Origin of the sequence: Thalassovita sp. (assembly GCF_963691685.1) — a bacterium.
GTDB lineage: Bacteria > Pseudomonadota > Alphaproteobacteria > Rhodobacterales > Rhodobacteraceae > Thalassobius.
In genome coordinates, this window is the sequence record NZ_OY829290.1 from 2,527,307 (window position 1) to 2,553,169 (window position 25,863).

At 62.0% G+C, this 25,863-nt stretch carries 1 protein-coding gene; it reads right to left on the bottom strand.

The window, feature by feature from the left end; translation table 11 throughout:
* Positions 1 to 5: 5 nt before the first annotated feature.
* The gene (locus ACORLH_RS12300) at positions 6 to 25,859 is read right to left on the bottom strand and encodes an LEPR-XLL domain-containing protein (RefSeq protein WP_321828699.1); all 25,854 of its coding nucleotides are present in this window, start codon (positions 25,857 to 25,859) and stop codon (positions 6 to 8) included.
* Positions 25,860 to 25,863 lie beyond the last annotated feature (4 nt).

Here is a 25,863-nt window from a genome sequence, read left to right on the forward strand (position 1 = left end):
TCATTCTATCCGTTGGAAACCGTGTCGGATGACCCTAGCCGCCAGCCCGCCATTCGCCAACCACCCTGCGGCGCCGCCGCGGCGGTTTCTGTCGCCTCAGGCGTCACACCAAAGAGGTTCTGCGCCTCTTCCGGGTTTGGCAGACTGGGTTCAACGACATTGGGGTCGGCAGGCTGCGCTGCGGGTTCCGCCGGGGCGTCGCCTTCTTGCTCCAGCACCGCCGGGTCAACGCCGAAGGTGGCCAGAATTTCAGGTGTCAGCATCCGGAAGCCCTGCAGCCCCGCAACCTCAGACGCGGCCTGTTCAGACAGCAGCCCCTCCATCATCGCGCCGGTCAGCATATCCTCCAGCAGGAAGATCAGATCCATCCGGTCGGTGATCGAAATGCGCACATCGTCGGGCAGGCCAAAGTCAACGTTCACCCCTTCGGGCGGGCCGACAATGGCGCTGGCCTCAGAGGCGAAGTTCACCCCAAGGGTGATTTGCACCAGCAGGTCCAGATCCTTCACCGCCGGGGTCAGGAAGGAGGTGATGGTTTCCTCACCCGTCTGATCCTTTTCAAAGCGCACGCGCAGGAATTCACCTGCCACCACATCGGTTCCGATGCTCATTGAGAAGGTATCGTTGCCAATGCCCCCGATCATGAAATCGCGGCCGATATCAGGATCCGCCAGCGTATCGCCGATCAGCACGTCATCGCCGCCTTCGGTGATGTCCTTGCTTTCAAAGGTCCACTGTCCGGTGGCTAGCGGCAATTCGCGTGTCAGCAGCCCGTGATCGCCCTGCATCAGGTCATCACCGGCATTGCCCGTCAGGCTGTCCGCGCCGGCGCCGCCAAACTGCACGTCGCGACCTGCGCCGCCGATGATGGTGTCATCACCGCCAAGTGTGGGCTGCGCTGTGTCGATCTGCACGGCCACACCGGTGCTGGCGCTGGCCTCAATCCGACCGGCATCGCCCAGCACGATGTTCAGACCGTCATCTGACAATGCGCTGTCGGCACCTTCGCCCAGGATCACCCAGTCATCGCCAATCCCGGTGGAGACCACGTCGTCGCCACCATAGGCGGGATCCTCAATCTCAACCGTGAAGACCGCGCGCACCCCATCGCTGAAGGTCAGGCTGCCCTGATCGCCGGCAATCACATCATCGCCATCGGCCGAGGTGATGGTATCGCCATTGCTGCCGCCAAACAGGTAGGCCGACCCGTTGCCAGCCGTGATCACATCGCCGCCGCCATGGGCGGTGTCCGTGGTCTGCATCTCACTCAGCGCTTGGGTGGTTGGGTCGATTACGATCTCCCCATTGTCGCCCAGAACCGCGCCGCCACCGGTGCCGATTGACAGGGTGTCACCGCCCTGCCCGCCGATCACCAGATCAAAGCCATCGGTCAGGGTCACCGTGTCAGCACCGCCCTCATCCGCCCGGGCCGAGGTGACGCGGGTCAGGCTGGCAGTGTCAAAGGCCCGGTTGGTGCCAGCGATCTGCTCGATGACGCCAAAGTCCGTCACGATCACATTGTTGCCGCTGCCGGTGATCTGGTCGGCACCCGCGGTCAGCGCATCGCCGGTCAGCGCGTTGAACCCAGCCGCGGTTGGATCCTGCGACAGGGCGATGGAAATCAGCTGTGGTTGCAGCTCTTTGCGCACCGATTGATCGATGTTCAGACCATTGTCGCCATAGACATGATCGTTGCCAGCCAGCGCATGGATCACGTCATTGCCGGACCCGCCCAGCAGGTGGTCATTGAAGTTGGTCCCGGTGATCACATCGTTGCCCACCCCGCCATAGACCATGACAAAGCCATTGGCGCCGCTGACATCAATCACATCATCACCACCAGCCGCAAACTGACGGCCGGTACCATCTACCGCATCCGAGCGGCTGTTGTAGCGCTGCCCGTCCTGCGTGGTGTCCCCAAAGACGGCCAGCGTCCGGCTGTCGCCGCCGACATTGGCACTGCCATCGGCACCGGTCACGGTGATGGTGTCACCTCCGCCGCCGCCGTGAACCACGGTCAGGGCGTTTTCGGCGGTGCTCTCAATTTCTAGCGTGTCGGCGTTTGAGCCCAGCAGCAGTTCCACCACTTCCATCTGGTGGTAGTTGATGCCGGCACGGTAGGTGACCAGATCCGGCACCGCGGTGGTGCCGTTGTTCAACACCAGATCCGTCGCGCCCAGACCAAAGCCTGAGATGTTGTCTTCGCTCAAAGTGCCGGACTGAACCGCAGCGCTGCCATCGTTGAAGACAACCAGACGGTCGGTCTGCTCATCCTCATTCACCAGCTCCTCAACCTGTGGCAGATCGGCGTTTGTTTCCGTCGGCAATGTCTTGGCAATGGCGATGGTCCGGTCCGCGCCGTTGCCAACCCCGCCAAAGACCGTCAGCGGCCCCTGCACGCCGGCAATGATGTGATCCTGCACGCCTGGTTTCACCGTAGGCTGCGGTTCGCTTGGCGGTGTGCTCGAGGCGGCCAGCCAGATGGTGACCGGTGTGTTCCAATCGGCCGCGGTGAAGGTCACCGTTTTGGCCGCATCATCCCAGCGGCTGTCCAAGGAACTGGCCACCGTGCTGCCATCGCTGAGGACCGAGACCACCACATCCGCAGTGGGCGCCTTGGAGAGCTGCAGCGTGTAGCTGTCGGGCGCGCTTTGGGTGACGATGGTATCGCCATTGGTTTCGCTGACGATCACCTCACCCTTGTCATTGTCCAGAATGCGCACATCCACCTCAGCACCACCGGATTGGTCATCCCAGCTGGCCTGCGTGGTGTCCGCGCTGTCCAGAGTCACCGAAAGGGTCTGGCGTTCGCGGTTTTCAACAATGGCGTCATCCACCGCCGTCACAGTGACCGAAATCCCCGCGGCGTAATTGGCCTGGGTGAAGCGCAGGTGCAGCATCCCATCGGCCATATAGGCGTTGGCATCCGCACTGGTGACTGTGAAGTCATTGCCGGGATAACTCACCTCATAAACCACATCTTCGCCGGGCTCAGGTGCGCGTGACAGGCGCAGCGTCAGATCCTGGCCCAGACCGCCTTCGGTCACATCGATGCTGGCCGGATCGCCATCCACCAGTACCCCGTAGGCGTCATTGTCAAAGACGGTGATTTCCGTGTTATTGACCTTGGCCTCATTGATCCGGGTCTGCTCGGTCGCATCACCGGCAGCCGCGGCGCTGGCCTGATGGCTGATCACCACAGTGCGCGATCCTTCAGCGGCGTCATCTTCAGGCGCCTGCACATAGACCCGCTGCCAGGCGGTGGAATTGGTGAAGGTCAGCACGGTCGCTGACTGATATTCACCGCGCGAGGTGGTGGACACCAGGGCCGAGTTGGCCTTGACCGCGCCCGGCAGATTGCGATCCTGCCCCGAAGACCGCGCCGCCGATACCGTCAGATAGGCCGTGGTGCTGAGCGCCGTGGTCATTCGGATATCGTAATAGCCAAAGGCCCCGCCCTCATCGAGGCTGGCCAGACCGCTGCTGTCGATCTCAAACAGGCCCGACTCCTCAGTGGCGACGTTCAGGCGCAAACCATCCACAAAGATCTCATTGAAGCTGGGATCCGTTGAAGCCACCGAATGGTTCACGACCCCGCTGGTGCCCTCAACCTCCAGCGACACGATGTCGGTGGTCACATCACCTGCAACGCTGATGTAGTCCGATCCCAGGCCGCCGATCACGGTCAGCGACATGCCCGCCGCGGTGGATTGAACGTAGAAGGTATCATCGCCTTCAAGGCCATCAACCTCAGCCTTTTCAACACCTTCGAAGCTGATGTTCAGGCCCGCACCAAAAATGCCCTCATCCGTCAGCAGGAAGCTGTCATCCTGTTCGGTGCCCAACACAACGATCGAGTCGGTGCCCGCGCCGCCATCCAGTTTCAGCGGTGCGTTGAGGTTATAAAGGATGGTGTCATCCCCGACGCCACCAAAGGCTTCGGTGTCCCCGCCGCCCGCCAGCGTGGTGCCATCTGCGGCCAGAACAAAGGCGCGCACCACGAAGGTGTCATTGCCATCTTCGCCAAAGAGTTTGGTCAGGCCCTTGTTGGAATAGACGTTGAACGTGTCATGCCCAAGACCGCCAAAGACCGTCATCGGATGGCTATTGCCAACCGACAGGAAGCCCTGGGTGGTTTCATTGGTTTCGATCTCATCGCCTGCAGCCACATTCGGCGCCACACGGTCGGATCCGTACATCTGGCCGATCTGGAACAGGTCATCACCCGCACCACCGTCCAGCGTGATCATCGTGCCGCTGTCGTCGGAATAGAAGGCATCATTGCCGTCCAGGCTGTTCACCCGCACCCGGCCATTGACGTTGAAATCGCTGCCATTGCGGTTGCCCGCGTAGATGATGCGCTCGACCGGATCAAGCGTGTTGCCCGCGCCATCCTCATTCAGCAGCGCAATGAACTCCTTGCGCACCAGAATGGCATCGGCAGCCCCATCGCGTCCGTTAATGGTCAGGATATCCGCACCGTCATTGGGGGCGCCGCTGTCGGCCACGGTGATCACATTGCTGACCTCAGCGCTGTTGCGGTTGATCACCACCTCATCGGTGGCGCCCTGCCCGTCGATCACAAACTCATCCGCCGGATCCCGTTCCCCCAGCTCGGTGATCGTGATCGCATCCTGATTGGCGCCGGTCTGGATCAGCACATCGCCGCTGATCACGCCCGGCTGCACCAGTACGCTGTCCTTGTCGAGGCCGGTGGTGACCGTGATCTGCTGCGCCGACAGCGCGCCAAAGATCTGCACCTCAGCCCCCGCATCCGCATCGCCGCTGGGCACATCGGCCTGCAGGTCAATCGCGCCTGTGGCCGAAATCGAGCTGGCCGCGGTCTGGGTGAAATCATCGCCAACGGTCAGGGTCAGGTTGCGATCCGGCTGACCGGCCTGCCCAACGGAGACGTTACCGGCAATCACCAGATCTTCATCAAGATCCGTGCTTTCACGCAAGGAGATCGCAACATCGCCCGCCGACCGCGCGGCAAACCCGCTGTAGTGGTTTTCATCAATGCGCAGCCCGCCGTCGATATCCTCGACAACAACACCGTCGGTGCCAATGTCAAAGGCCAGCCGGGTCGCGTCAATTTCAACCGCATTGCCAACGGTGCCAAGACCCAGTGCGGCAACCCGCAGGTTTGTGGTTTCGATGTTCAGCGCGGTATCTGCATTGCCATCGGTGACAGCCCCCACCGCCTCAATATCGATCAGCTGCTGCGAGGTCATGCGATTGACCGCAACCGCGCCGGCTGAGCTGACCACGATATTGTTCACCGCCGTCGCCGTCAGCAAGCCGCCCGATGTCAGCGCAATGTCAAAGCGCACCAGCGGGCTGATCGCACCGATATCGCCCAGACGGGACTGCAGCGTGATGCCCGCCGCCGTCAGCGTCGCAGTGGCGCTGCCCAGCATCGAAGCTTCGCTGAGGATATCCGCGGCACCGGTGATGGTCAGATCACCTCCGAGCGAGAAGATATTGAAATCATGCACAAAGAAGGTACCACCGACGGTGCCGATCAGACCTGCACCCAGATCAATCTCAATCCGTGCGCCAGAGGTGCCGAAACTGCCGGTGACATCCAGTTCCATCGCCGCAGCGGTGATATCTGCGCTGGGGTCGCCATCGTCATTGGCAAAATCGCTGACATTGCCGCCGACGTTCAGTTTCACAGTTCCGCCTGCGTCAATGTCGCCAACAATCAGGTTCTGCGGCACGGTCAGTTCCAGATCTCCGCCGGTCAGGGCGCGCTGCACGTTCAGATCCCCGCCCAACTGTTCAATGCTGGCGTCACTGCCTGCCTGAAGCAGAAGAACTGCATCGTTCAACGTATTGATTGTGAAGGCTTGATCGCCGGTGCCGATCGCACCGTCTGCCACCAGACTGATGTAATCACTTGCGGTCGCCGCAGCGGTGCCGCTGAGCGATGCGTCAATCAGTGAGCCGGTGGTCAGCAACCGCAGGAAGCCTCCGCTGTTGGCCTCACGAATGTGCAGCTCAACCCCGTCATGACCAATGCCTGCAACCGAGGAAGAGGTCATCGTCAGATAGGTCGCCGCATTGAGCGCCGTGGCCCGGAGATTCACATCCGCAAACGGCCGCGCCGAGACCCGCTGAACATCCCAGAGATCCGAAAAAATATCGCCATTTGAAACGGTTACAGTACCAACCTCAGGCACCTGTTTAATTGTTGTCAGCTCACTCCAGCCGCTCGGCGGGTTGTCCCAGTCAATCGATTGCGGATCAATCGCCCCGGTGCCTGCACCGCTATATTGGAACAGACGATAGGTATGGGCAGTAGCATCAGCGCTGCCCGGCCAGGTGTTCCAGAGACCCAGAACCTGCCCATTGCTGAGGGTGACCGTCGGGCGGTTGCCATCGGTCATATCAGAGAAGATCAGGTCCAGCTTGGTCCAGTTTGCGGTATCCGCCTCCAGCGCGCCACGTTCAGGGGCATCGGCCAGAACCGTCTCACCGCCTGTGCGCACATAGATCTGATGAACCACATCCACGATGTCCTGCACCTGCAGCGCCCGGCGCAGGTTCTGCGCGTCCAGACGGGCCTGATTTTCGGCATCCGACAGTGTGGCATCCAGCTCAATCGGGGCAGTGAAATCAATATCCTTGGGTTCCGTCAGGGTACCGATCTGCCCCTCACCGGCGTCTGTGCCGGCCGCCACCAAGAAGACCTCAGGCGCAATGATATTGGCGTTTTCTGCCGCCGCCGTTGCCGCGCCTGAGATCGATCCGACCTCCAACAGCGGGTAGAGAGCCTTGGCCACGGCTGCGGGCAAGGTCTGGTTCAGGCTGGTCATGCTGGCCAGTTCGGCGTCAATTGCCGCCTCACGGGCGGCCCCTTCCAGATAGAGGCTTTCGACATAGCTGGCCTTGGGCCCGGTCGCATCGCGATTGGCCTCATGCAGCACGCCGTAGGTGTAGGTCAGATCCGCCTCAATCGCGGTGCGGGCCGCCGCGCCGTCAAATCCGCTGACCAGCGCATCAAAATTGCCCAGCTCCATATCATCAGCGACCTGCGCCGTGGTGCCGCGGGTCAGAAATTGCGACCAGACGTCCAGATACTGGCCACCGCTGTCTTTGCCACCCTCGGCCTGCGCGCCAAGACGCACAACATCGATGTAATCCTGCAACCGGGTGTTTTCTGCCGCCCAGAGCGCATCATGCAGCACGGCCATCTCAGCCTCGGCAGCGGCGATTTCAACCGCTGTGGCACCACCGGTTGTCAGATCCGCGATATAGGTCTGATAGGCGGCGTTGCTTGCCAGATCCGGCTGGCTGGCCGCATCGGTGTGGATCGTCTCCACATAGATCCGCGCCGCGCTACTGGCGCCCACGTCCCGCCCTGCCAGGACGGTGTGAATGCCACTGTAAGTGTCGGCGAAATCACCGGCAAACTGGCTGAGCAGCTGATCATCCGCCAGCGCCTGGAAGGTGCTCATCTGATCCAGTGCCACGCTTTCTCTGGCGCTCCAGATCAGGGCGAAGTAGCGGTTGTAGCTGTCGCTGTTGCGGAAGCCCTGATCGTATTCCACCGCGTGCAGCGCATCAAAGCGCGCCAGCTGCTGTGCCCGCGCCTGCGCCTCGGTCATGCCGGGGTTGGCGGCGACGGTGTTGGTGACCAGCGTGTTGAAGGCCGCCACATTGTTCAGATCCGGATCCACCGGGCCAGACCCCGCCGGGGTGCGGATCAGGTTCCAGTATTCCACATACAGCTGGTAGTCCGCGACCACCTGGTTATCCAACTGGTTGCCCGCGATTGTCCGGTTGCCATCGGTCAGACCCAGACGCGCCTGATAGGCCGCAAGCCGCGCATTTGTCAGCGCACCGTCGGTTTCAAAGTTATAATCCAGGATTGAGCCATCCAGCGCCGTCAGACGCAGAATGCCCGTCAGAGTGCCGGCTGAGATTGGGCCCGGATCATCCTCCCGCAGGAAATCAGTGCGGATCTCTTCGGGTTGGACCAGATGCAGATCGCCAGCCACCTCAACCACGTTCATCCCCAGCGCTGCCGCACCGGCAAACCCGCCGTCCACCACCAGATGGTTGGTGTCGATCAGCATGGCCTGCGCTTCGGTGCCTACAACGGACTGGCTGGATTGCAGCTCAATCCGGTCGGCCGTGATATGGGCGCTGGTGTCGCCTGCGGCCTTAGCCTCAGCAAAGATACCCTGCGGCGCGTTGATCGCCACGGTGCCGCTGCCGGTGGACAGCTCCTTGATGATGACGGAACCTTTGTCGTTGGTGTTGGAGCCCAAGCCGATCAGAATATCGCCCGAGCTGACCTGAATATCGAGCACCTGCACATCGGTGGGCACAGCCACCGAACTGGCCGCCGCACTGCTGAAGGCCGCCGGGGCCGCGGTGTTGACCAAATTGATTAGCACGAAGTCGACGGTGCCATTGGTGCGGATCGCCTGCAGCTTGCCGCTGATCGAGACATTTTTGGTCGCGCTGACACCGCCACCATTGGCGCCAAAGGCCTTGGACGGGGTGGCAAAGTTGTTGTTGATCGACACTTCGGCATGGGCGGCGGTGCGGATGTCACCTGACAGGATCACATCGCCGACGCTTTCGATCAGCACCGTTGGGGTGGCGCTGCTTTCCAGGAAGCCGATTTCGATCGCGTGGTTGGCGCGCAGACCGATATCCCAGTACTTCTTCAGGCCTTCGGTGGTTGTCGTTTCATTATAGACGGTCTTTTTCTTCATATAACCGCCACCTTCGGACCAGCGGCGGTGCGTCTGGTCGAAGTTTTTGAAGTCAGACAGGTATTCCCCGGTGTCGCGGTTGGTTTCGTCAAAATCCTCGCCGGTGACAGCGTTGAAATCGCCGGTGTAGATCGCCTTGAGGCTACCATCGGCCTCAAAAAGTTCACTCAGCTCAATTTCCAGCGTCGCAGCCGCATCCGACGGGTTGTAACGGTAATAATCCGTCATGTCGGTGCTGCCGGAGGTGTAATCGTGACGGATCACATCACCGTTGTTCAGCGTCACCGCCACGTTCGAAACGTTCTGGAACCGCGCAATGATATCGGCGTTGGCCGGCGGCGTGCCGGTGGTCCAGCCCCCAAGCGAGGAAATCCCATCCGCGCCGTAGTAATTCTGTGTGCCCTGGCTTTCCAAAAGCGGGCTGTCGCTCAGCGTTTCCAGGTTTTCAGACAGCAGCGTGCCGCCCCCGGCTGAGAAGTTGAAGAACAGGTTGAAGGTCTTCACATAGCGGGTTTCGATGGTCTGCAGGATTGTCGCCTGACCTTCGGTCCAGACGTAATAAGTGCCGTCCTTCGGCGCATAGGTGGTGGTCAGCCCGTTGATGGAGCTGCTGCCGAGTGAGGTGAACTGCACTCCTTCGAAATCGCCGTTGGCATCGTATTGCACGTCACCGCGGAAGGTCTCGACCGTCATGCCACCGGCGTTTTCGGTATAGACCGTGCGGCTGGCGGCGGCACCGCCTTGCTTGTTCAGCGTGTCGGTGATCTGAATCACCCCTTCGCGGTCGCGGCTGGTGTTGATCCCGTTCAGGATCAGATCGTAGTTGGAGTAGTTCTTGATCGCCACATCGGCATAGCCCGAGGCCACCAACAACTGACCGTTGCCGGTGGAGAAGACATCGCCAGTGATCTCAATCCGCCCACCGGCAAAATCGATCTCATCCATGATGATGGCTTGTTCCTGCTCATCCCAACGCGATGACAGCGGCACCTGCGTGCCATTGATGGCCCCGAACTGCACCCCATAAAGCCCCTGATCACTGGCGCTGACCAGTGAGGTGGAAATCGACGGCGGAGTGAAGTTTTCCGGGATGGTGATCGAGGCGGATTTGACCCCCGATTGGATCAGCCCGTTGACGTTCACATTGGTCGCCACAATCGACACGATGCCATTGGCCACCACAGCCGATTGTGATGCGGCCAGCGCGGCGCCGGCCTGAATGGCCTCGGCGGTGCCAGAGCCATCGCCGACGGTGGCATAGGCGGTTGCGGTTGCGCCTTTGGCGCTGTTGCCGTTGTTCGGCTCCAGGTCACCAACAAAGGCGCTGATCCCGGCATAGGTGCGCGGGTTGGCCCCGGCGTGATACCAATCGGTTGAGACAACGAAGTCCCCACCGGATTGGATGTTCACCGTCTTGGCCAGCACAGTGCCCGTCAGGCGGATCGCCCCCACGGTGGTCGATACGGTCACATTGCCCAGATCGTTCACAACCGAGCCCAGCAGATAGAGATCCGGCGGCAGGTTCGGCAGGGTGGCAGGCACCAGCGCGCCAGTATTGGGATCCGGCACCTGATTGTTGGCGGCATAGACCGTGGCAATCGCATCCACGTATTCATAACGGTTTCGGTTCACCGCATTGATCTGGATGGTGATATTGGCGGTTGCTTCCCCAGTGCGCTGGGTGGAGCCGGGCACCAGCACATCATTGGCGTAGATATTGCCCGGATAGAACTCAGTATAATCGCCGGTGGCGGCGCTGAAGCGGGCCACTTTGGTATTGTCGATCACCACATCATTGACGCGGTGCATCATGAAGACATCTGACAGCACCTCAACCGTGACATCGCGATGCGCCATCAGGGTTGGATCGGTGCCGGTGACCAGCCCGGTGAAGCTGGTGATCGCCTGTTCGCTCTCAATAAAGATCGAGCCGGGCGCGGCGGTGATATTGGGGATCTCAAGGAAGATCGTCGGCAGCGTCTGCTCGATCACCGGCGGCACATCGCCACTGCCGGTGGGCGGCTGCAGGCCCAGGTTGGTCATCTGGGTGACGATCTGATCCAGCTGTGCCTGATAGCGCACCAGCGCCTCAGGGTTGGAGTTGTGATCGCGCATCCACTGGCGCACCTGCTGATACTGCGAGGCCAGAAGCGTCGCCAATTGGCCAACGCTGATCACCGGATTGTCCAGCGTGCCGGGGCGCACAACCACAATCTGGTTCAGGAAGGCATTGCGCATGTAGTCATTGGCGTTGGAGCCAAAGGCGCGATCCTGCGCCAGCTGGTCCGGCGCTGCACCAAGGTTCCGCCACAGGGCAGTGTTGGTGTAATCGGTGGCTTGGGTGATCACCGGCGTCGGCCCGGTGCCCAGATACTGGTAATAGTTCCCCGCCGTGCCCTGCGCATCGCCGCTGGTCACATTGACGGCCTCCAGCAGCACGATATCGCCATTGTACATATCGGTCGCCAGCGTCTGCGGATCCCAATACTGGATGACGTAATCCTGATTGCTGGCCACACCAATCTCGGCCTTTTCCGCATCGGTCAGCTGACGCGGCGTGGCTGAGACGGCATTGTCCTGCCAACGGTTGGTCGATCCGGTGCCGACATAGGCAACCTCATAGACCGTTTGGTAGTTCACCCCGGCCCGCAGCTTGGCGGCCGGATCGATGTTCACATTGGCCGATCCGGTATGACTGCCCTGATTGGTGACGTTGTAGCCATAGGGTGGCACCGCAAGCACCAGCACCAGACCATCATAGCTTTCCTGGAACAGGCCGCGTTCTGCACTCAGCAACAGGTTCCCGGCCGAGTTGATCCGTGAGGTGCTGTCAATATCCACCGAAGCCACGCGATCGGTGCTGTTGGTTTGCAGCGCAACCCCCAGCGAGATGCCCAGCGACACCAGTGAGCCATTGGCCGCCGTGCGCGAAATGGTCGAGTTGACGGTGCCATTGGCCTTGCCCGCGCTCAGTTCCACGCGGGCGCCTTCGATCAGCGCGTTGTTGACGCCGATGGTAGTGGCGGAATTGGTGCGGGCCTTCACATCAATGCCAAGGTTGGCCGAAACCGCGCCGGTCTGGAACACCGCACCATCTGCGGTGTTACGCACATTGGCACGGGTTTCGACCTTCACGTCGCCGCCAAGGTTATCGATATATGCGCCGTCCATCGTGACATCGGTTTCGGCGTTGATCTCCTGCTCGGTGTAAGACACCGCCAGACCAGCGACACCCGAGAGCGCAAAGACCTCAACCGAATCCGCGGCAGAATGATCGGTGATCGCACGCACCAGAACGCGGGATTTGTTTTCGAAGGTGCCTTTGCCTTCCAGCCAGACATCGCCCAGATCAATCGCCGAGCGGGATTTATCGCTGCCGGTGCCGACATAGGACCGGGTGCCGATGATGGTCAGCCCAGCCAGGTTGCCGGAACCGGACGAAACATTGTTGGTGTCAGAGGCCGTCGCGCCGCCGATGCCAACGATATATTCCTTGTAGACCTTGTTGTAGGTATCGATCTGGATCGCACCGCCGGTGATCTTGGTGCGGTCATTGGCCCCGGTGCCTGAGGCAAAGATCACCCGGGCATCGCCCTCCGCCGTCAGGTTCAGCTGCGCCCCGGCCCCGCTGGCCGCTGCCAGTGAGTTGGCATCGGCATCACCGTCCATCGCCCGTTCCGCGCGCGCTGAAATGTTGACCCCATCCGCCTGCACCTGCGTGTTGGCGCCAACCATGACCTCAGCCGTGGTGTTGTCACGCACATGGCTGACCGCCCCGATGGCGGCAAAGCCACCGCCACCGCCTGCGGTGGTGTCCACGAACATATCCACCTCAGCATCGGCCAGCACATTCAGCTGCTGGCTGACAACCTCAGCATTGTTCTGGAAGGTCACAAGCACGTCGGCCTGACCGTCATCCGTGCCACCATCATCGGCGCCCAGACCGGCCTCGGCAAAGGCGGTCATCGACCCGATGGCGCCCAGACCGGCCGAAACCCCCAGCGTTGAGGAGCGCAGGAACAGATCGGCGAGCGCCTTCACATCCACATAGTCCGATCCCACCAGAACCGCGTTGTCCACGGTGGTGTTGACGGTGCCTGCCGCCTCGGCCCGGGCGACGTTCACCTCAATCGCGACGGCCCCGACGCTGACGCCCGTGGCGCCGACATCGGTGATGTCGACATCGGATTCTGCCCTGGCTTCAACGGATTGCGCGGTGATCCTCGCGTCTTTGATGAGGCTGGTCACGGTTGAGGAATGGCGGCTTTTCATCACCGCCGCACCAACGGCCAGACCGATGGGCGCAATCGCCGCGTTCACATTGGCCACGTCTGAGCTGAACTCGGCCGTGTCCAGCGCCTTAACTGTCACTGCGCCAGATGTCGCCTGAATTTCGGAATCCTTGCCCGACAGATCCACCATCGCACGCACGCTGTTGTTCACCGTCAGCGTGATGTTCAAACCACCCCCGGTGGCCGAGATGCCACCGCCCGAGATCGCCACGCCCACACCGTTGAGGTCCGTGAGCCGTGAGATGGAGTCCGCCTCCACCATGACATTGCCGCCTGCGTTCAGCACCGCACCGCTATGGCCCGAATGGGTCACATCCGCATGTGAGGTGTTCTGCACATCAACCTTCAGGATGTTCACATTGACCGCAATCGCGCCAAGGCCGACCGAAATCGCGACCCCCACCATGGTAGAGCCTGACCCGTTCGGCACATCGTCATTCACCAGCGTTTCCGCGTAGGACAGGATCTTGATGTCCCCGCCTGCTGTGATCAGGCTGTCGGCGGACAATGCCTCCACAGTGGAGTAGTTGGACACCGAAACGCCAATCCCTGCCCCGGCGACCGCGCCACCGATGCCCACTGCCAGCGCGACAGATGCGCTGGCGGCCTCAACATTGTGGGTCTCTTTGGCGTCTGCCTTGACCTCAACCCCGCCGCTGGCACTCAGCACGCTGTTGGTGACCACGGCGCGGGTACGGTGGGAACGATCCGCAGCCTCATCGCCGCCCACGCGGCTGGTCAGGATGGAAATCCCGATGGATCCGGCACCGGCCAGAATACCGGCACTGGCCGCAGCTGCGACGGTAACGATCCGCGCCTTCAGCGTGGTGTCATTGGTGGCGATGGCATTGATGTCACCATTGTAGGTGGTCAGCTGCGCATTTGTGATGAAAGCTTCGGCGTTGTTGTTGACGGCATTATGTACCGCCGCGCCTGCGCCAGACAGGGCCAGACCGCCAAACAGCCCCGCCCCCGCCGCGACCGAGGCCGCCACTGCGGTGCCATGCACCGTTGCGTCATTGTCTGCGGTGACGGTGATATTGCCCCCCGTCGCTGCCGTATTGCCACTGGCCGCCGTGCCCGCAACGATCATCTGATCAGACGCCAAAGCGCCATCTTTGATTTCTGCCAGAACCGAGGAACCAACAGTGTTTTCGGCAATCGCCACCCCAATGGAAATGCCCGCCGCCATCGCAGTGCCGCCAATCGCGACCGACACCGCCGCGCCGACCGCAACCGCCTCAATATCTGCGTTGTCCGTCGCCGTGACCACAAGGCTGGCGACCTGCAGCATGGTGTTGAGCCCACCCACCGGACCGTTGGTGCGCGAGACCGAGGCGGCCGTGTTCACATAGACGTTGTTGTAAACGCCCGCGCCTGCGCCCGCACCACTGGCGGCCACATCGCTGGACAGGGCCATCGCAGCCGCCACCGCATCACCGTTGGCGAAAATGGTTGAGGTGTTGCTGGCGGTCACCGCCATGGCGCCCGCCACGGTCATCCGCGCATCTGCCACGCTGGCGCGCACGTCAAAGGCATCGCTGCTGCTGCCCACGGTGTTTGAGACATAGACGCCGCCAATGGCCGCCGCCCCTGCACCGCCCGAGCCTGCTGCGCCAACACCTGCGGCTACAACCACCACATTGGCGTCGATATCGATCCGGTTGAGCGCGCTGACCGTCACCGTGCCCGCGGTGCCGGCACCGATGTTGCTCAGCTCTGCCGTGGTTTCGCCGGTCACCGTGTTGATCGAATTGGCTCCGCCGCCCGCAAGCGCAATCCCCGTGGCCCCACCTGCCGCAAGCGCGACCGAGGCCGCCACGGAGGTCGAAGAAATATCCAACCGGTCGCCACCGCGTTCGGTCTTGGCCAGAACCTCCATCGCGCCGCTGCCGGCATCCAAAGCGCCCGCGGCGCTGAAGCCGGTGATCCGCGCCACGGTTTTGGCGTCAATTTCATTGACGGAAACACCCACCGCGATCGAAAGCGCCACATTGGTGCCGCCGCCAAAGGCCACAGCCACGGCGGCAGATCCGATCACAGCAGTGATGCGCGACAGGTTCACCGCCTCAACATGGATGCCGTTGGCCACGACCTGATGGGCGCTGCTGCTGCCACTGACCTCCGCCAGGGATGAGGTGGAGCCATAGTTGCCCGCCCCGGCCCCTGCGCCTGCTGCTGACAGGCCAAACCCGCTGGAGGCCGCGACCGCAACCGATGCTGCCAGAACCACGGCCCGGATCGCCTGATCGGCAACCGCGTCCACCGCCAAGGCGCCATCGAGCACAACCGAACTGTCTGCCACCCGCGCTGCCACCACGTAATCCGAAGTATCGCTGAGCCCCGCAATGGTGCGGTTCAGCCCGGTGGTGACGTTGTTTGCCGCTGCAATCCCCAGCGCAAAGGACAGGCTGCCCTTGTCACCGGCCGTGACCGAAACGGCGATGCCCACCACAACGGCGGTGATGTCGGCCTCGCCATCGGCGTTGACCTTCATGTCATCCGCGCCGCTGATCGTTGCCCCGCTGACCACCGCATAGGTGGCCCCGGCAATGGTGTTGCCCGATCCGGCGCCGCCACCGGCGAAGCTGACCGCGCCATGGGTGCCGGCAATGGCCGCTGCCAGTGAGACCGAAACGATCCCGGCGGTGTTTTCCGCATCAACGTAGATGTTGTTGGTTTTTGCGCCGCCACTGGCCGTCACCGTGCCCGAGAGCCGCGCGCCCACCTCACCCGAGACCTTGTTCACCGCAGCGGAGAAGCCAACCGCGCCGCCGCCCAATGCACCACCAATCGCAACTGAGGCGCCAAGCGCCACCGCGACAATATCCGCATCATTGCGAGCCAGAACGCCCAGATCCGCCTCATTCTGCAGGTTGATCGTGGCTGTACCGACCTCAGCGATCACCGAGCTGTCGATGTTGGAATAGGCCACACTGCCTGCCACGGCCACCGCAATGGGAGAATCCGGCCCCACAGCGCCAGCCGCACCAACAGAGACCACAACGATACCGCTGGCATCATCGGCCTTAACCAGCAGGCCCTTGGTCTGCCCGGTCTCCCCATTGGTGATGGCGGTGGTTTCGTCATTGGTCAGGGTCAGCGTTGCACCGCCGGTGACCTTGGCGCTGATCTCCCGGTCGACCTCGGTATAGGCCAGGTTAAAGCCGATCCCGACCATTTTGGAACCACCGCCCGCCGCGGTGATATTGACCATCTGCGAGCGCAGATCGGTTTTATCCAATGCATTGTCATCCTGGCTGAAGGCATCATCGCCCAGCCCATCAATGGCGGCATCCAGATAGGCGTTATCCGTGCCCGCCCCAACGGGTTTCACCGATCCCGCTGTCACCTGCACCAGCCCTGAGGCGGTGATCGACACCGGCCCGTTGATGGTTGAGGTGATCGACCGGTTGCTGGTGATGGTGCCAAAGGCCGCGCCAACACCGCCGAAATCCAGACCAACCCCCAAAGCCCCCGCGATGGAGACAACCGAGGAACTGTCCTGCGCGGCGACGGTCAGATCCCGCACGCTCCAGGTTTTGGCCGTAGTAGGCGCAACCGAGGTGGTCACATCGCCGTTCACCGTGGTCACGGCGACAGAACCGCCAAGCGCAAAGCCGCCGGATCCCGCACCGCCAATGGCAACGGTGACATTGGTCTGATCTGCCCGCGCGATGATCGAGGCATCCTGCGTCATGGTGACGGTGCCATGCACCGCCGCGCTGACCGGTGTGTCGACGATGGTGACCGCGATCCCTGCACCACCTGCCCCGCCTTTGCCCGGGTCAAAGGCCACGCCAACGCCGCCCGCAATTGTGGTGTGGTCCGAGACATCCACCGCCTCAACCCGGAGGGAGCCGTCGCCGGCAAGGGTGCTGGCCTCATCCACCAGAACCTTGGTGCCGACGTCATTGCGGTTGACCGCTGCGCTGCCGGCAAGTGCCAGGCTCTTTGACACCGCAACCCCAACCGCGATGGAAACCATGGTCAGGTCGCTGGTTGCGATAGTCGACAACAGGCCTGAGCCGCTGTTGAGCGTGGAGCCGGTGAGCAAAACCTCGGTGCCGCGGGTCTGGCTGGCATCGTTTTCCGCCTCAGCCGCGATATTGACCGCAATGGCAACACCCACCGCGGTCGCGCCAGAGGACACTGCAATGCCGCCCGCCGTGGCCGACAGGGCGCTTTCGTCAAAGGCGGTCAGCGCAATAGCGCCGCTGCCCGACACATCGATGGTGCTGCCGGTGGCCTCAACCACCGTGCTGGCGCGATAGACGTTGATCGCCACCATGCCCACACCCGCACCGGCCGCATTGGCACCGGTTGAGACAGCCACGCCGAAGCTGAGGTTCACCAGCGTGAGCGAGTTCACAGACAGCGCGTTCAGCGATGCGGCCTCAATCCCCGATCCCATGACCACATGGTCCAGATGGGTTTCCACCAGGCTGTCGATCACCGCAATCCCTAGCGAGACGCCAACACCCGCCGTGGTGCCATAGGCCACAGCCCCTGAGATATGCAACCAAAGCGCGTCATTGCGCGCCGAGATATCGGCCGCCGTGGCGCTGCCCAGCGTGATCTGCGCGGTTGAGCTGCCGAAAAGGCCCGCATCAACCTCTGTGCGCGCAACCGTCACGGTGACAGATCCTGCAACCCCAACACCTTTGGCGCCTTTGGCGGCGGCCACACCTGCGGCCAGGCTGAAGTAACCGGAATTGTCCCGCGCCCGCATGGTCAGCGTGCCGGCACTCAGCAGCATCGCGGTGCTGCCAGCGGTCGCAATGCGGCTGTCGATTTCTTTCTGACTGTCGATCACCACAAAGGCGCCTGCCACGCCCACACCGTTCTGTGTGGCGGTCATCGCCCCGGCGCCGGCCACCAGAATGCGGTTTGCGGTGTCTTCGGCCTTGGTGGTCAGGGTGGTGGCGGTCAGCTGCGCCAGCCCTTCGATCTTGGTTTTGACGTAGATGCCTTCTTCATAGCCGATGGCAGAACCCGACACGGCAAAGCCCGAGTTGGACTGCGCCGCGCCCTGTGACACGCCCGCGGGCAAGGCCCCGGCCACGCCGCCGGATCCGGCCGCGCTGCTGCTGGAGGGCGCGCCTGCCCCACCGGAGGCATCCGGCGGTGCCGGTGTTGCCACCGCGGCCGCAATGGCACCTGTGATGATCGCACCGGACACGGTTGCATCCATGCTCATGGTGCCACCGACCGAGAAGGTGCCGCCGCCGCTGCCTTCGACCAGAACCTCAGCATGGCGATCGCTGAGGACGGTGACGCCAGACAGGCCGACCGAGGTGCCGTTGGACGCCGAAACCGCCCCGGCAAATTGCACGATTGTGGTGGTCTCGGTCGCGTCCAGATCCAGATTGCCCGCCAGGGTGATCATCGCACCCGAGTCGATCTTGGTGATCGCCGAACTGTCGATTGTCGTGTGGTTCCACGACCCGTTGACTGACACGGAGGAGCCTTTGCCGCCCGCCGCTGCCAGGCCAAAGTTCAGATGGGTGGCGCTGCTGTCAGAGGTCAGGTTGTTGGCAATGATGACCGCATCGCCAATTGTTGCGTTGGCATGGGTGCGTTCCAGCAGGACCGAAATCGCCGCGCCCACCGCATTTTCCGTATCCCCACTGCCCAGCGGGTTCTGCACCGGCTGCGACTTGCTGAGCGAGGATTTGTGTTTGCTGTAGAAGGAGCCCATCCCCTGACGGAACCCCTTGTTGCGCGAAAATGCACTGCTGTCGCCGGCGGTTGGCCCAAAGGGCGCAAAGTTACCATGCAGGGCGATCATGTCATTTTGCGCAGATGCACTGACGTTTACATCATGGCCACTGCCCACGGTGCCCGCGTCCTGCCCATCGGCGCTGACCACAACCTTGGCGCCATTTGCGATGGTGGCGTTGGCCTCATAGTCCAGATCCAGAACGGACAGGGAAATGGCCACACCAACAACCGAACCACGCGCGAAGCTTTGACCCCAGACGTCAAACAGGTTGGCCGCCAGACCGAAGTTATCGTCCACATAGTTGGCCGCGCCGCCGATCACCGAAATCGCGGTGCCGGTGGGCGTGATTTCCGCCCAGAAACTGGGATCGTTATACTGTTCCTCGGCCAGGTTGATCTGGGTCTGGGCCACTTCGGCCTTATAGCGTTTGTCCCCCACCTCAACCACATCGCCTGCGCCCACATCCACAACGCCATCGGCAATGGTGGTATCGCCCTGCTGAACCGTGCCGTTGTCCACCTTGAAATCTGGCGCTGCCGCTGCATCCAGAACCGGCGCCACAAGGTTCGCACCCCAAAGGCCCAACGGATCGATCTTGTTTTCAGACTTGGCCGTCACGCTGACCGCCCCTTGCGCCCGCAGCGTGGTGGTGCCGGTGATGGTGGCGTCTGCATCAATGTCCATGATGCCGACGTTCACTGCCAGGCTGACCCCGGCCTTGGAGGAACCTGCGCCCGCATCCCCCTCGTTTGAGCTGAGCGCGGTTGTGGTCATCTTGGGCCGCACCGCTGCGGTGCCGACCACGCTGGTGGTGCCGCCAACCTTGATCAGGCTGGTGGCGCTGTCATCGCCCAGATAGGCATCCACATTGTCCTTATCGACCAGAATGCCGATCGCGCCCGAAACCTGCACCGTGGGCTGCACAGGCGCCGCTTCGTATTTGCTGTTCAGCCATTTGAACAAGCCGCCGGGCTTTTCCCGGGCCGCCGCCCCTTTGGACACCGCAATGCTGATCGCCGGTGTGAAGGGCAGCGCGTTTGAGACCGCATCGTTCAGATAGTTGCCCGTGCCCAGGGTGCCGGTGGCCGCGCTGGCCGAAACACCCATCGTCATATAGGGCAGAATGAAGCCGATTTTCTTTTCCAGTGAGGCCTTCATGGTTGTGGCCTGCACCACCAGATTGCCGTCTACTGTCAGATCCGCACCGCTGACCCGGGCCGAGGTGTTGTTGATCCCCACCTCAACCGCCAGACCAAGGGTAAAGACCCCATCCACCGCCGAAGCGGCGCCGCCTTCGGTCTGGATCCGTTCGATTGTATCTGAGGTGACGCGCAGATCGCCCTCAACGGTAGAACCTGAAGCCGCCGCAACAGTGACGTTGTTGTTGACCAGATTGATGGTCACACCAATGCCGATACCAATCCCGGCCAACCCGCCGCTGTCCGCCAGCGCTGCGGTCGACATATCCACGACCGAACGCACATCCATATCGCCTGATATATCCAGCAGACTGTCGATCTTGATGGTGTGATAGGCCTCACTCAGACCAAACGCCAGACCAGCAAGAACCGCAATCGGCTTGGCTGAGCTGATCGTCTCAGTCGCGGCGCGCACATCAAAATTGCCCTCGGTCCCGGTGCCGGTGGTGACAAATTGCGAATGTTCCGTGGCGGTCAGCGAAACATTCGACAGCACCCGCGCATTGGCCGAAATCAGCGCCAGACTTTCCAGAAGATCCAGGAAGTCCTGGCCAAATTCTGCAAGGTAATCCAGGAACTTAGGATCCGATGTTTCATCACCGGTGGAGACATCCTTGGGCGGCAGTTTGCCGGCGCGCATGTCGATCCGGATGTTGCGGCCTTCGACCACAGCCATGCCGGATCCGCTGCCAGCAGCGCCGAAGGTGTAATCAATGTCAAAGGACTGGATCTGGTAGAAACCCGAGGTCCAGCGCCGGTCCTCATTGCGGGCGACGAAGAACACATCGCCCGTGCTGGCAATCCGGGTGCCGCGGAACTGGCTGAAATTGGTGGTTTCAAAGATCAGACGGTTGGTTTCAGGCGTGCCGCCGGTCTGAACGATATCAGCAGACACAACAATGGAGTCCGCCTGGAATTTGACCACACCACCGGCGGTAAAGTTGGTATTGGCGCCAAAGGTGATCTCATTGCTGACGCTGTCATCCACGCGGGTGAGGCGCAGATCCTCTGCCAGCATCGGCACTGCACCAAAGGTGATCGGATCGGTGATCCCTGCCGCCGAGGTGGACAGATCACCGGTGACCGTGCCGCTCAACTCAACAATGACCTGATCGTCATCCGGGGTGGCTGCCCCACCGCTGAGGCTGAGGCCCAAGGGGATCCCGTTGCCATCAACCACCACGGTGTTGGCGCCGGCGCTTTTGGTGATCGTGTCTGCACCGCCGCCGGTGCGATAGAGGAAATCGCCGGTCCAGCTGCCCGCGTCGACATTTTGCGCCGTCGCATCGCCGCGCGCCTCAATCAGTTCGATCCCGTTGTAGCTGTCCGTGCCACTTGCCGAACTGGCATTGGCGGCCCCGATGGTGATCGCCCCGGTGATGGCGCTGCGCGACAGCAGCAGATGGTCATAGCCCGCACCGCCGGTGATATTGTCCGTCCCCGCACCCGCGATGATCAGGTCATCGCCGGCAGAGCCCGTGAGCGTGTCATCCCCCGCCGCACCGTCGATCAGAACCGAGGTGCCGCTGGACAGCCCAGCTGTCACCGTCGCGCCTGAGAAAGTCATCCCTGAGAGGCCCAAAGCCTCCAGCATGGAGGTATCGACGTAGATATTCTGAGGTGTGCCGGAATTGCCCTGCGCGGTGCTATCGGTGACCTCCACCCCTTCGAACCGCAGCGCCCCCGCCCCAGTGAGAGAGGAGGTGATGACCAATGCGCCGCCGCTGATCGTGGCGGTCAGCCCGTTGACCGCGTTGAAGGCATCCAGCACATCCTGCATGGTTTCGGCCAGAACGGTCAGATCAACGTAGGCTTCGGTGCCGTCGGGGTGGATCACCTTCAGGTCATAGGCGCGTTCGCCGGTGTCAAAGCTGCTGGTAACCGGCGTCCCGGAGGAGCTGTCGACCACCTCAATCGCGTCATTGTCCAAGGACCGGATCGGCAGACCCGCACCGTTGTTTAGTGTCGACAAACGCGTTGCCGCTGTCAGCTCACCCGCCGCCAGTCCCGAGGCATCCAGCGTGTCCGCCCCGGCGGTGCCGATCAGCACATAGTCTTCGAACCCTTCATGGTTCACCGCGCCGCTGGTCAGCGCCAGGGTGGTGTTGCTCAACGTTTGTGTGGTGTGGCCAGTGGCGGTCAGCCGGTCAAACCCTTCGCCGCCTTTCAGCACCACATCGGCACTCAGCGTGCCGGTGCCGGTGACCACAATGAAATCATTGCCTTCGCCCAAATCAGCGCTGTCATCCGCGCCGAGCGTCACATGGTCAATCCGGTCAGAGCCAGTGATCGACACCGCGCCGCTCCAGCCATCTACAACGGCCCAGCCAGGCATATCGATCTGGAAGGTGAAATCTGCCTGTTCGATTCCCGTCACCGTTTCGCGCGCAACACCGCCACGGGTGCCGACAACGATGGTGGCCGCGGTGTCAAACGGCGTCTCAGATCCACCGGAGGGCGTGTGCGATCCGGTGGCGCGCATCGCCAGCCCCAGATCCCGACCACCCCAGCCGTGTTTGAACGCAATCTCAATCCCGGTCAGCAGCCCGGTGCCATCCCGGGTGGTGCTGACCTCATAGGCCTGGATGTCAAACAGCTGCATCGCCTGCACCGCAGCCTGCACCTCAAAATCCGTAGCGGCAAAGCCAAGCGCGGTTGAGGTTAGCTGCACCCCATCCAGCCCGGTGATCTTCAGCCGGAAACTGTCATCCGTGCCGGTCGACGCGGGCAGCGCCACCGTCATCGTGTAATCAGTGTCCGTGTCCCGGTCGTGGAACAGCCCGCCGCTGGTCAGGTCATAACCGCGGAAGCCATCCTCACGCAGGACATCGCCGGTGCCGGTGCCGCCATCAAAGCTGTCAAAGCCATCGCCACCGCTCAGCGTGTCATCCTGCGACCCGCCGGTCAGGATGTCATCGCCGCCATTACCAGACAGAACCACGCTGGCCCGCGTCAGGGCACTTGCATTAAAGGTGTTGGCGTTTTCATCGCCAAACAGGCGCACCTCATCGAAGGAACCGATCAGCGTGTCGGTGAAATCACTGCCCCGCGCCACCGCGATATCCGTCGCACCGCTATCGCCCACGGTCCAGTTGCCGCTGGCCTCTTCGGCCAGATAATAGGCCCCGGCCGAGCCGTTGTTGGTCAGCGTGTCCGACCCATCGGAAGACAGGAAGCCGTTTTCAGCGCCCAAACCGCTGCTCAGCACATCCGCGCCGCTGCCGCCCTGCAGCACGGTGCTGCCGGAAAATACGCTGGCGTTAATGGTAACACCGGTGGTGTCACCCGTGGCCAGAATGACCGCCCGGCTGATATCTGAAATGGTGGCCACGCCATTTGCAGTGCTGTTGCTCTGGCTGACGTTTGTGTTGGTCAGGGTGACCGTGCCCGCCGCGCTGCGGTAGCCCAGCGTGTTGGTGCCGGTGCCGCCGATTGCCACAGCGCCATCCAGCGCCTCAAGACCCAGAAGGTCATCGCCTGCCAGGGCTTCGATCCGGGTGGTTGCCAGATTGCCGAGGAGTGAATCGTTTTTGCTGGTGCCCAACAGCGTGTTCACATCGCCGGTAAAACTTTCAAAACCAGAGGCATAGCCGGTCATCAGGTCGACAATGACGTCGCCATCATATTCGCTGAACGCGCCGCTGGCATCGGAATAGGCCAGGGTCAGGTGACGGCTGCCACTGTTCTGGCCACGCGCCACATTGGTATAGGCCAGCGCACCGCTGCCCATCAGCACAGCACCCTCATAGACGCTGACCACCTGCCAGGTGATCGGATCCGCGCCTGCGCCGATGTTCATCACCAAGATATCTTCGTCCCCGCTGGCACCTTGGCCTTCGATGGTTTCGACATTGGCAAAGCTGGCCGTTGCACCCTGCGCGGTGGTGCCATCCAGAACGGTGCTGAAGGTGCCGTCGGCCCCGTTGCTATCAAGGTTGGTGACCTCAAAGCGGCTGTTCAGCGGATCCGTGACCTGCCAGCTGCCGACCGGCAGATTGGTGACCGGATCGCGGGTGATCTCAACCCCATTGGCGTCATAGATGGGCTCCGGCGTGGTGGGATCGTCATCATCCACATAGGCGTAGCTGTCTGAACGCGCGTCCAGATCGCCCTTCAGCACATCCGCTCCGGCGCCGGCGTCAACACTCACCGCGCCGGTAAATCGGGTCAGCGTGATGGTATCCGCGCCCGCACCGGTTTCGATCAGGGTGGTGTCGGCGGCGGCGATGATGTCATCCTCACCAGAGCCGGTTTTGACCCCGGTGAACCCTGCAATCCCGACAAAGGCACTGGCAGATCCCTGCTGGAAATCGACCGAAACGTCATAGGCCAATGTGCTGTAATCAAGGATGGACCCCGCCACGGTGGCGGTCAGATACTCAATATCGTCGGCCACCAGAACCGAGGTGCCACCAGACACGCGCGCGATATCCAGCGTTGCGTTTTCCTCATCGCCTTTGATCAGCACCGCCATGGCGTTGGTGTCTGACAGGATCAACCGGTCATCGGCATCGCCGCCGCGGATTTCATCAACGCCGCTCAGCTGCGCGGTCTGGGTCAGGTCCACCCAGGTGTTGGCATCAGCTGGCGTCGCCGGATTGGTGGTATATTCAAAGAAATCAAGGGTGATCGCCGCCTCAGGATTGCCCGTCGCGCTGAAGCTGGTCACATCCCATTGCAGCAGATCATCGGTGCCATAGGCCACGTCATAGCCGCCCCGCAGGGTGAAATCGACGCCCTGCGCCGCCCGCGCCAGATCCATCCCATCGGTGCCGGTAAAGGCTGAGATACCGCGGGTGTCCAGCATCAGCGGACTTTGACGGCTGCTGTCACCGGCCTCATAAAGTCGCAGCTCACCACTTTCGGCGTTGATATCCGCGCCGGTCTGACTGGCACTGCGGGCCTCGGAGGAGAGGTTCAGGTGCGTCTGCCCCTGCCCCTTCAGCCCTTCGGCGCCCTGAAATGTAATCCCGCTGCGGGTCAGCGTGGTTTCTGAGGCATCCCAGGTGAGCGCCCATTCATTGGCCCCGCTGGTCCGGTCGGCCAGAATATCGCGGCTGCTGTTGCCATCGATACTGGTCACGCCTGAAAAGCTGAGGAACTGATCGCGGCTGCCACCCTCATAGGTGACGCGGCTGTCAAGGGTGCGGTCCCCGGCGCTGGGGTTGGTCATGTCGCCTGTTGGCGCCAGCATGGCCAGTTCACCGCTGAACCCGGTGCCATCGCTGCTGTCGAGCGACCACACCAACCCTTCGCTGACCGAAGGGCCAATGATCTGGTCACTGCCGCCCTGCATCGAGACGTCAAACTGTACGCCCTCATGCAATGACAGAACAGACTGGTCGATCACCAGCCGGTTGTTGCCGCTGCTGCCGGTGATGTTCAGCACGTCGATCAGGGTGCTGGTTTCATCCCAGTCGCCCGTCACAACCCGTTTTTGGCCATCAATCTCAACGATGCGACGTTCGGCGATGACATTGCTGCCGGTGGCTGAAACGCCCTGGATCAACTGCAGGCGGTGTTCTTTCTGGCTGTCCGGCGCATCGGCGGTGCCGCGGTTATATTCAACCTCCACCACCCGCAGGGTTGCATCACTGTTGCCCGCGGCAAAGGACATGGCGGCGCTGATCGGATCGCCGGAGAGCAGGACACGCGGTTCCAGCGCGTCAATGCCGCTGCGTTTCTTGCGCAGCACATGTTTGGACCGGCGGGCAGGTTTGGCAAAGAGGCCACGCGCCCAGCTGTTCAGAAACTGCGACAATCGTCCGGCCCCATCCTGTGTGGTGGGATCGGCGGAAGGATCAAGGGTGGGATCAGGCTGTGGCAAGGCCAGACCGTGAGAGACAGAAGCGCCTTTGGCGACCACTTTCGTGGCCGCCTTGCGGTCTTTGTTTCTAAACGTCTTACTCACGATC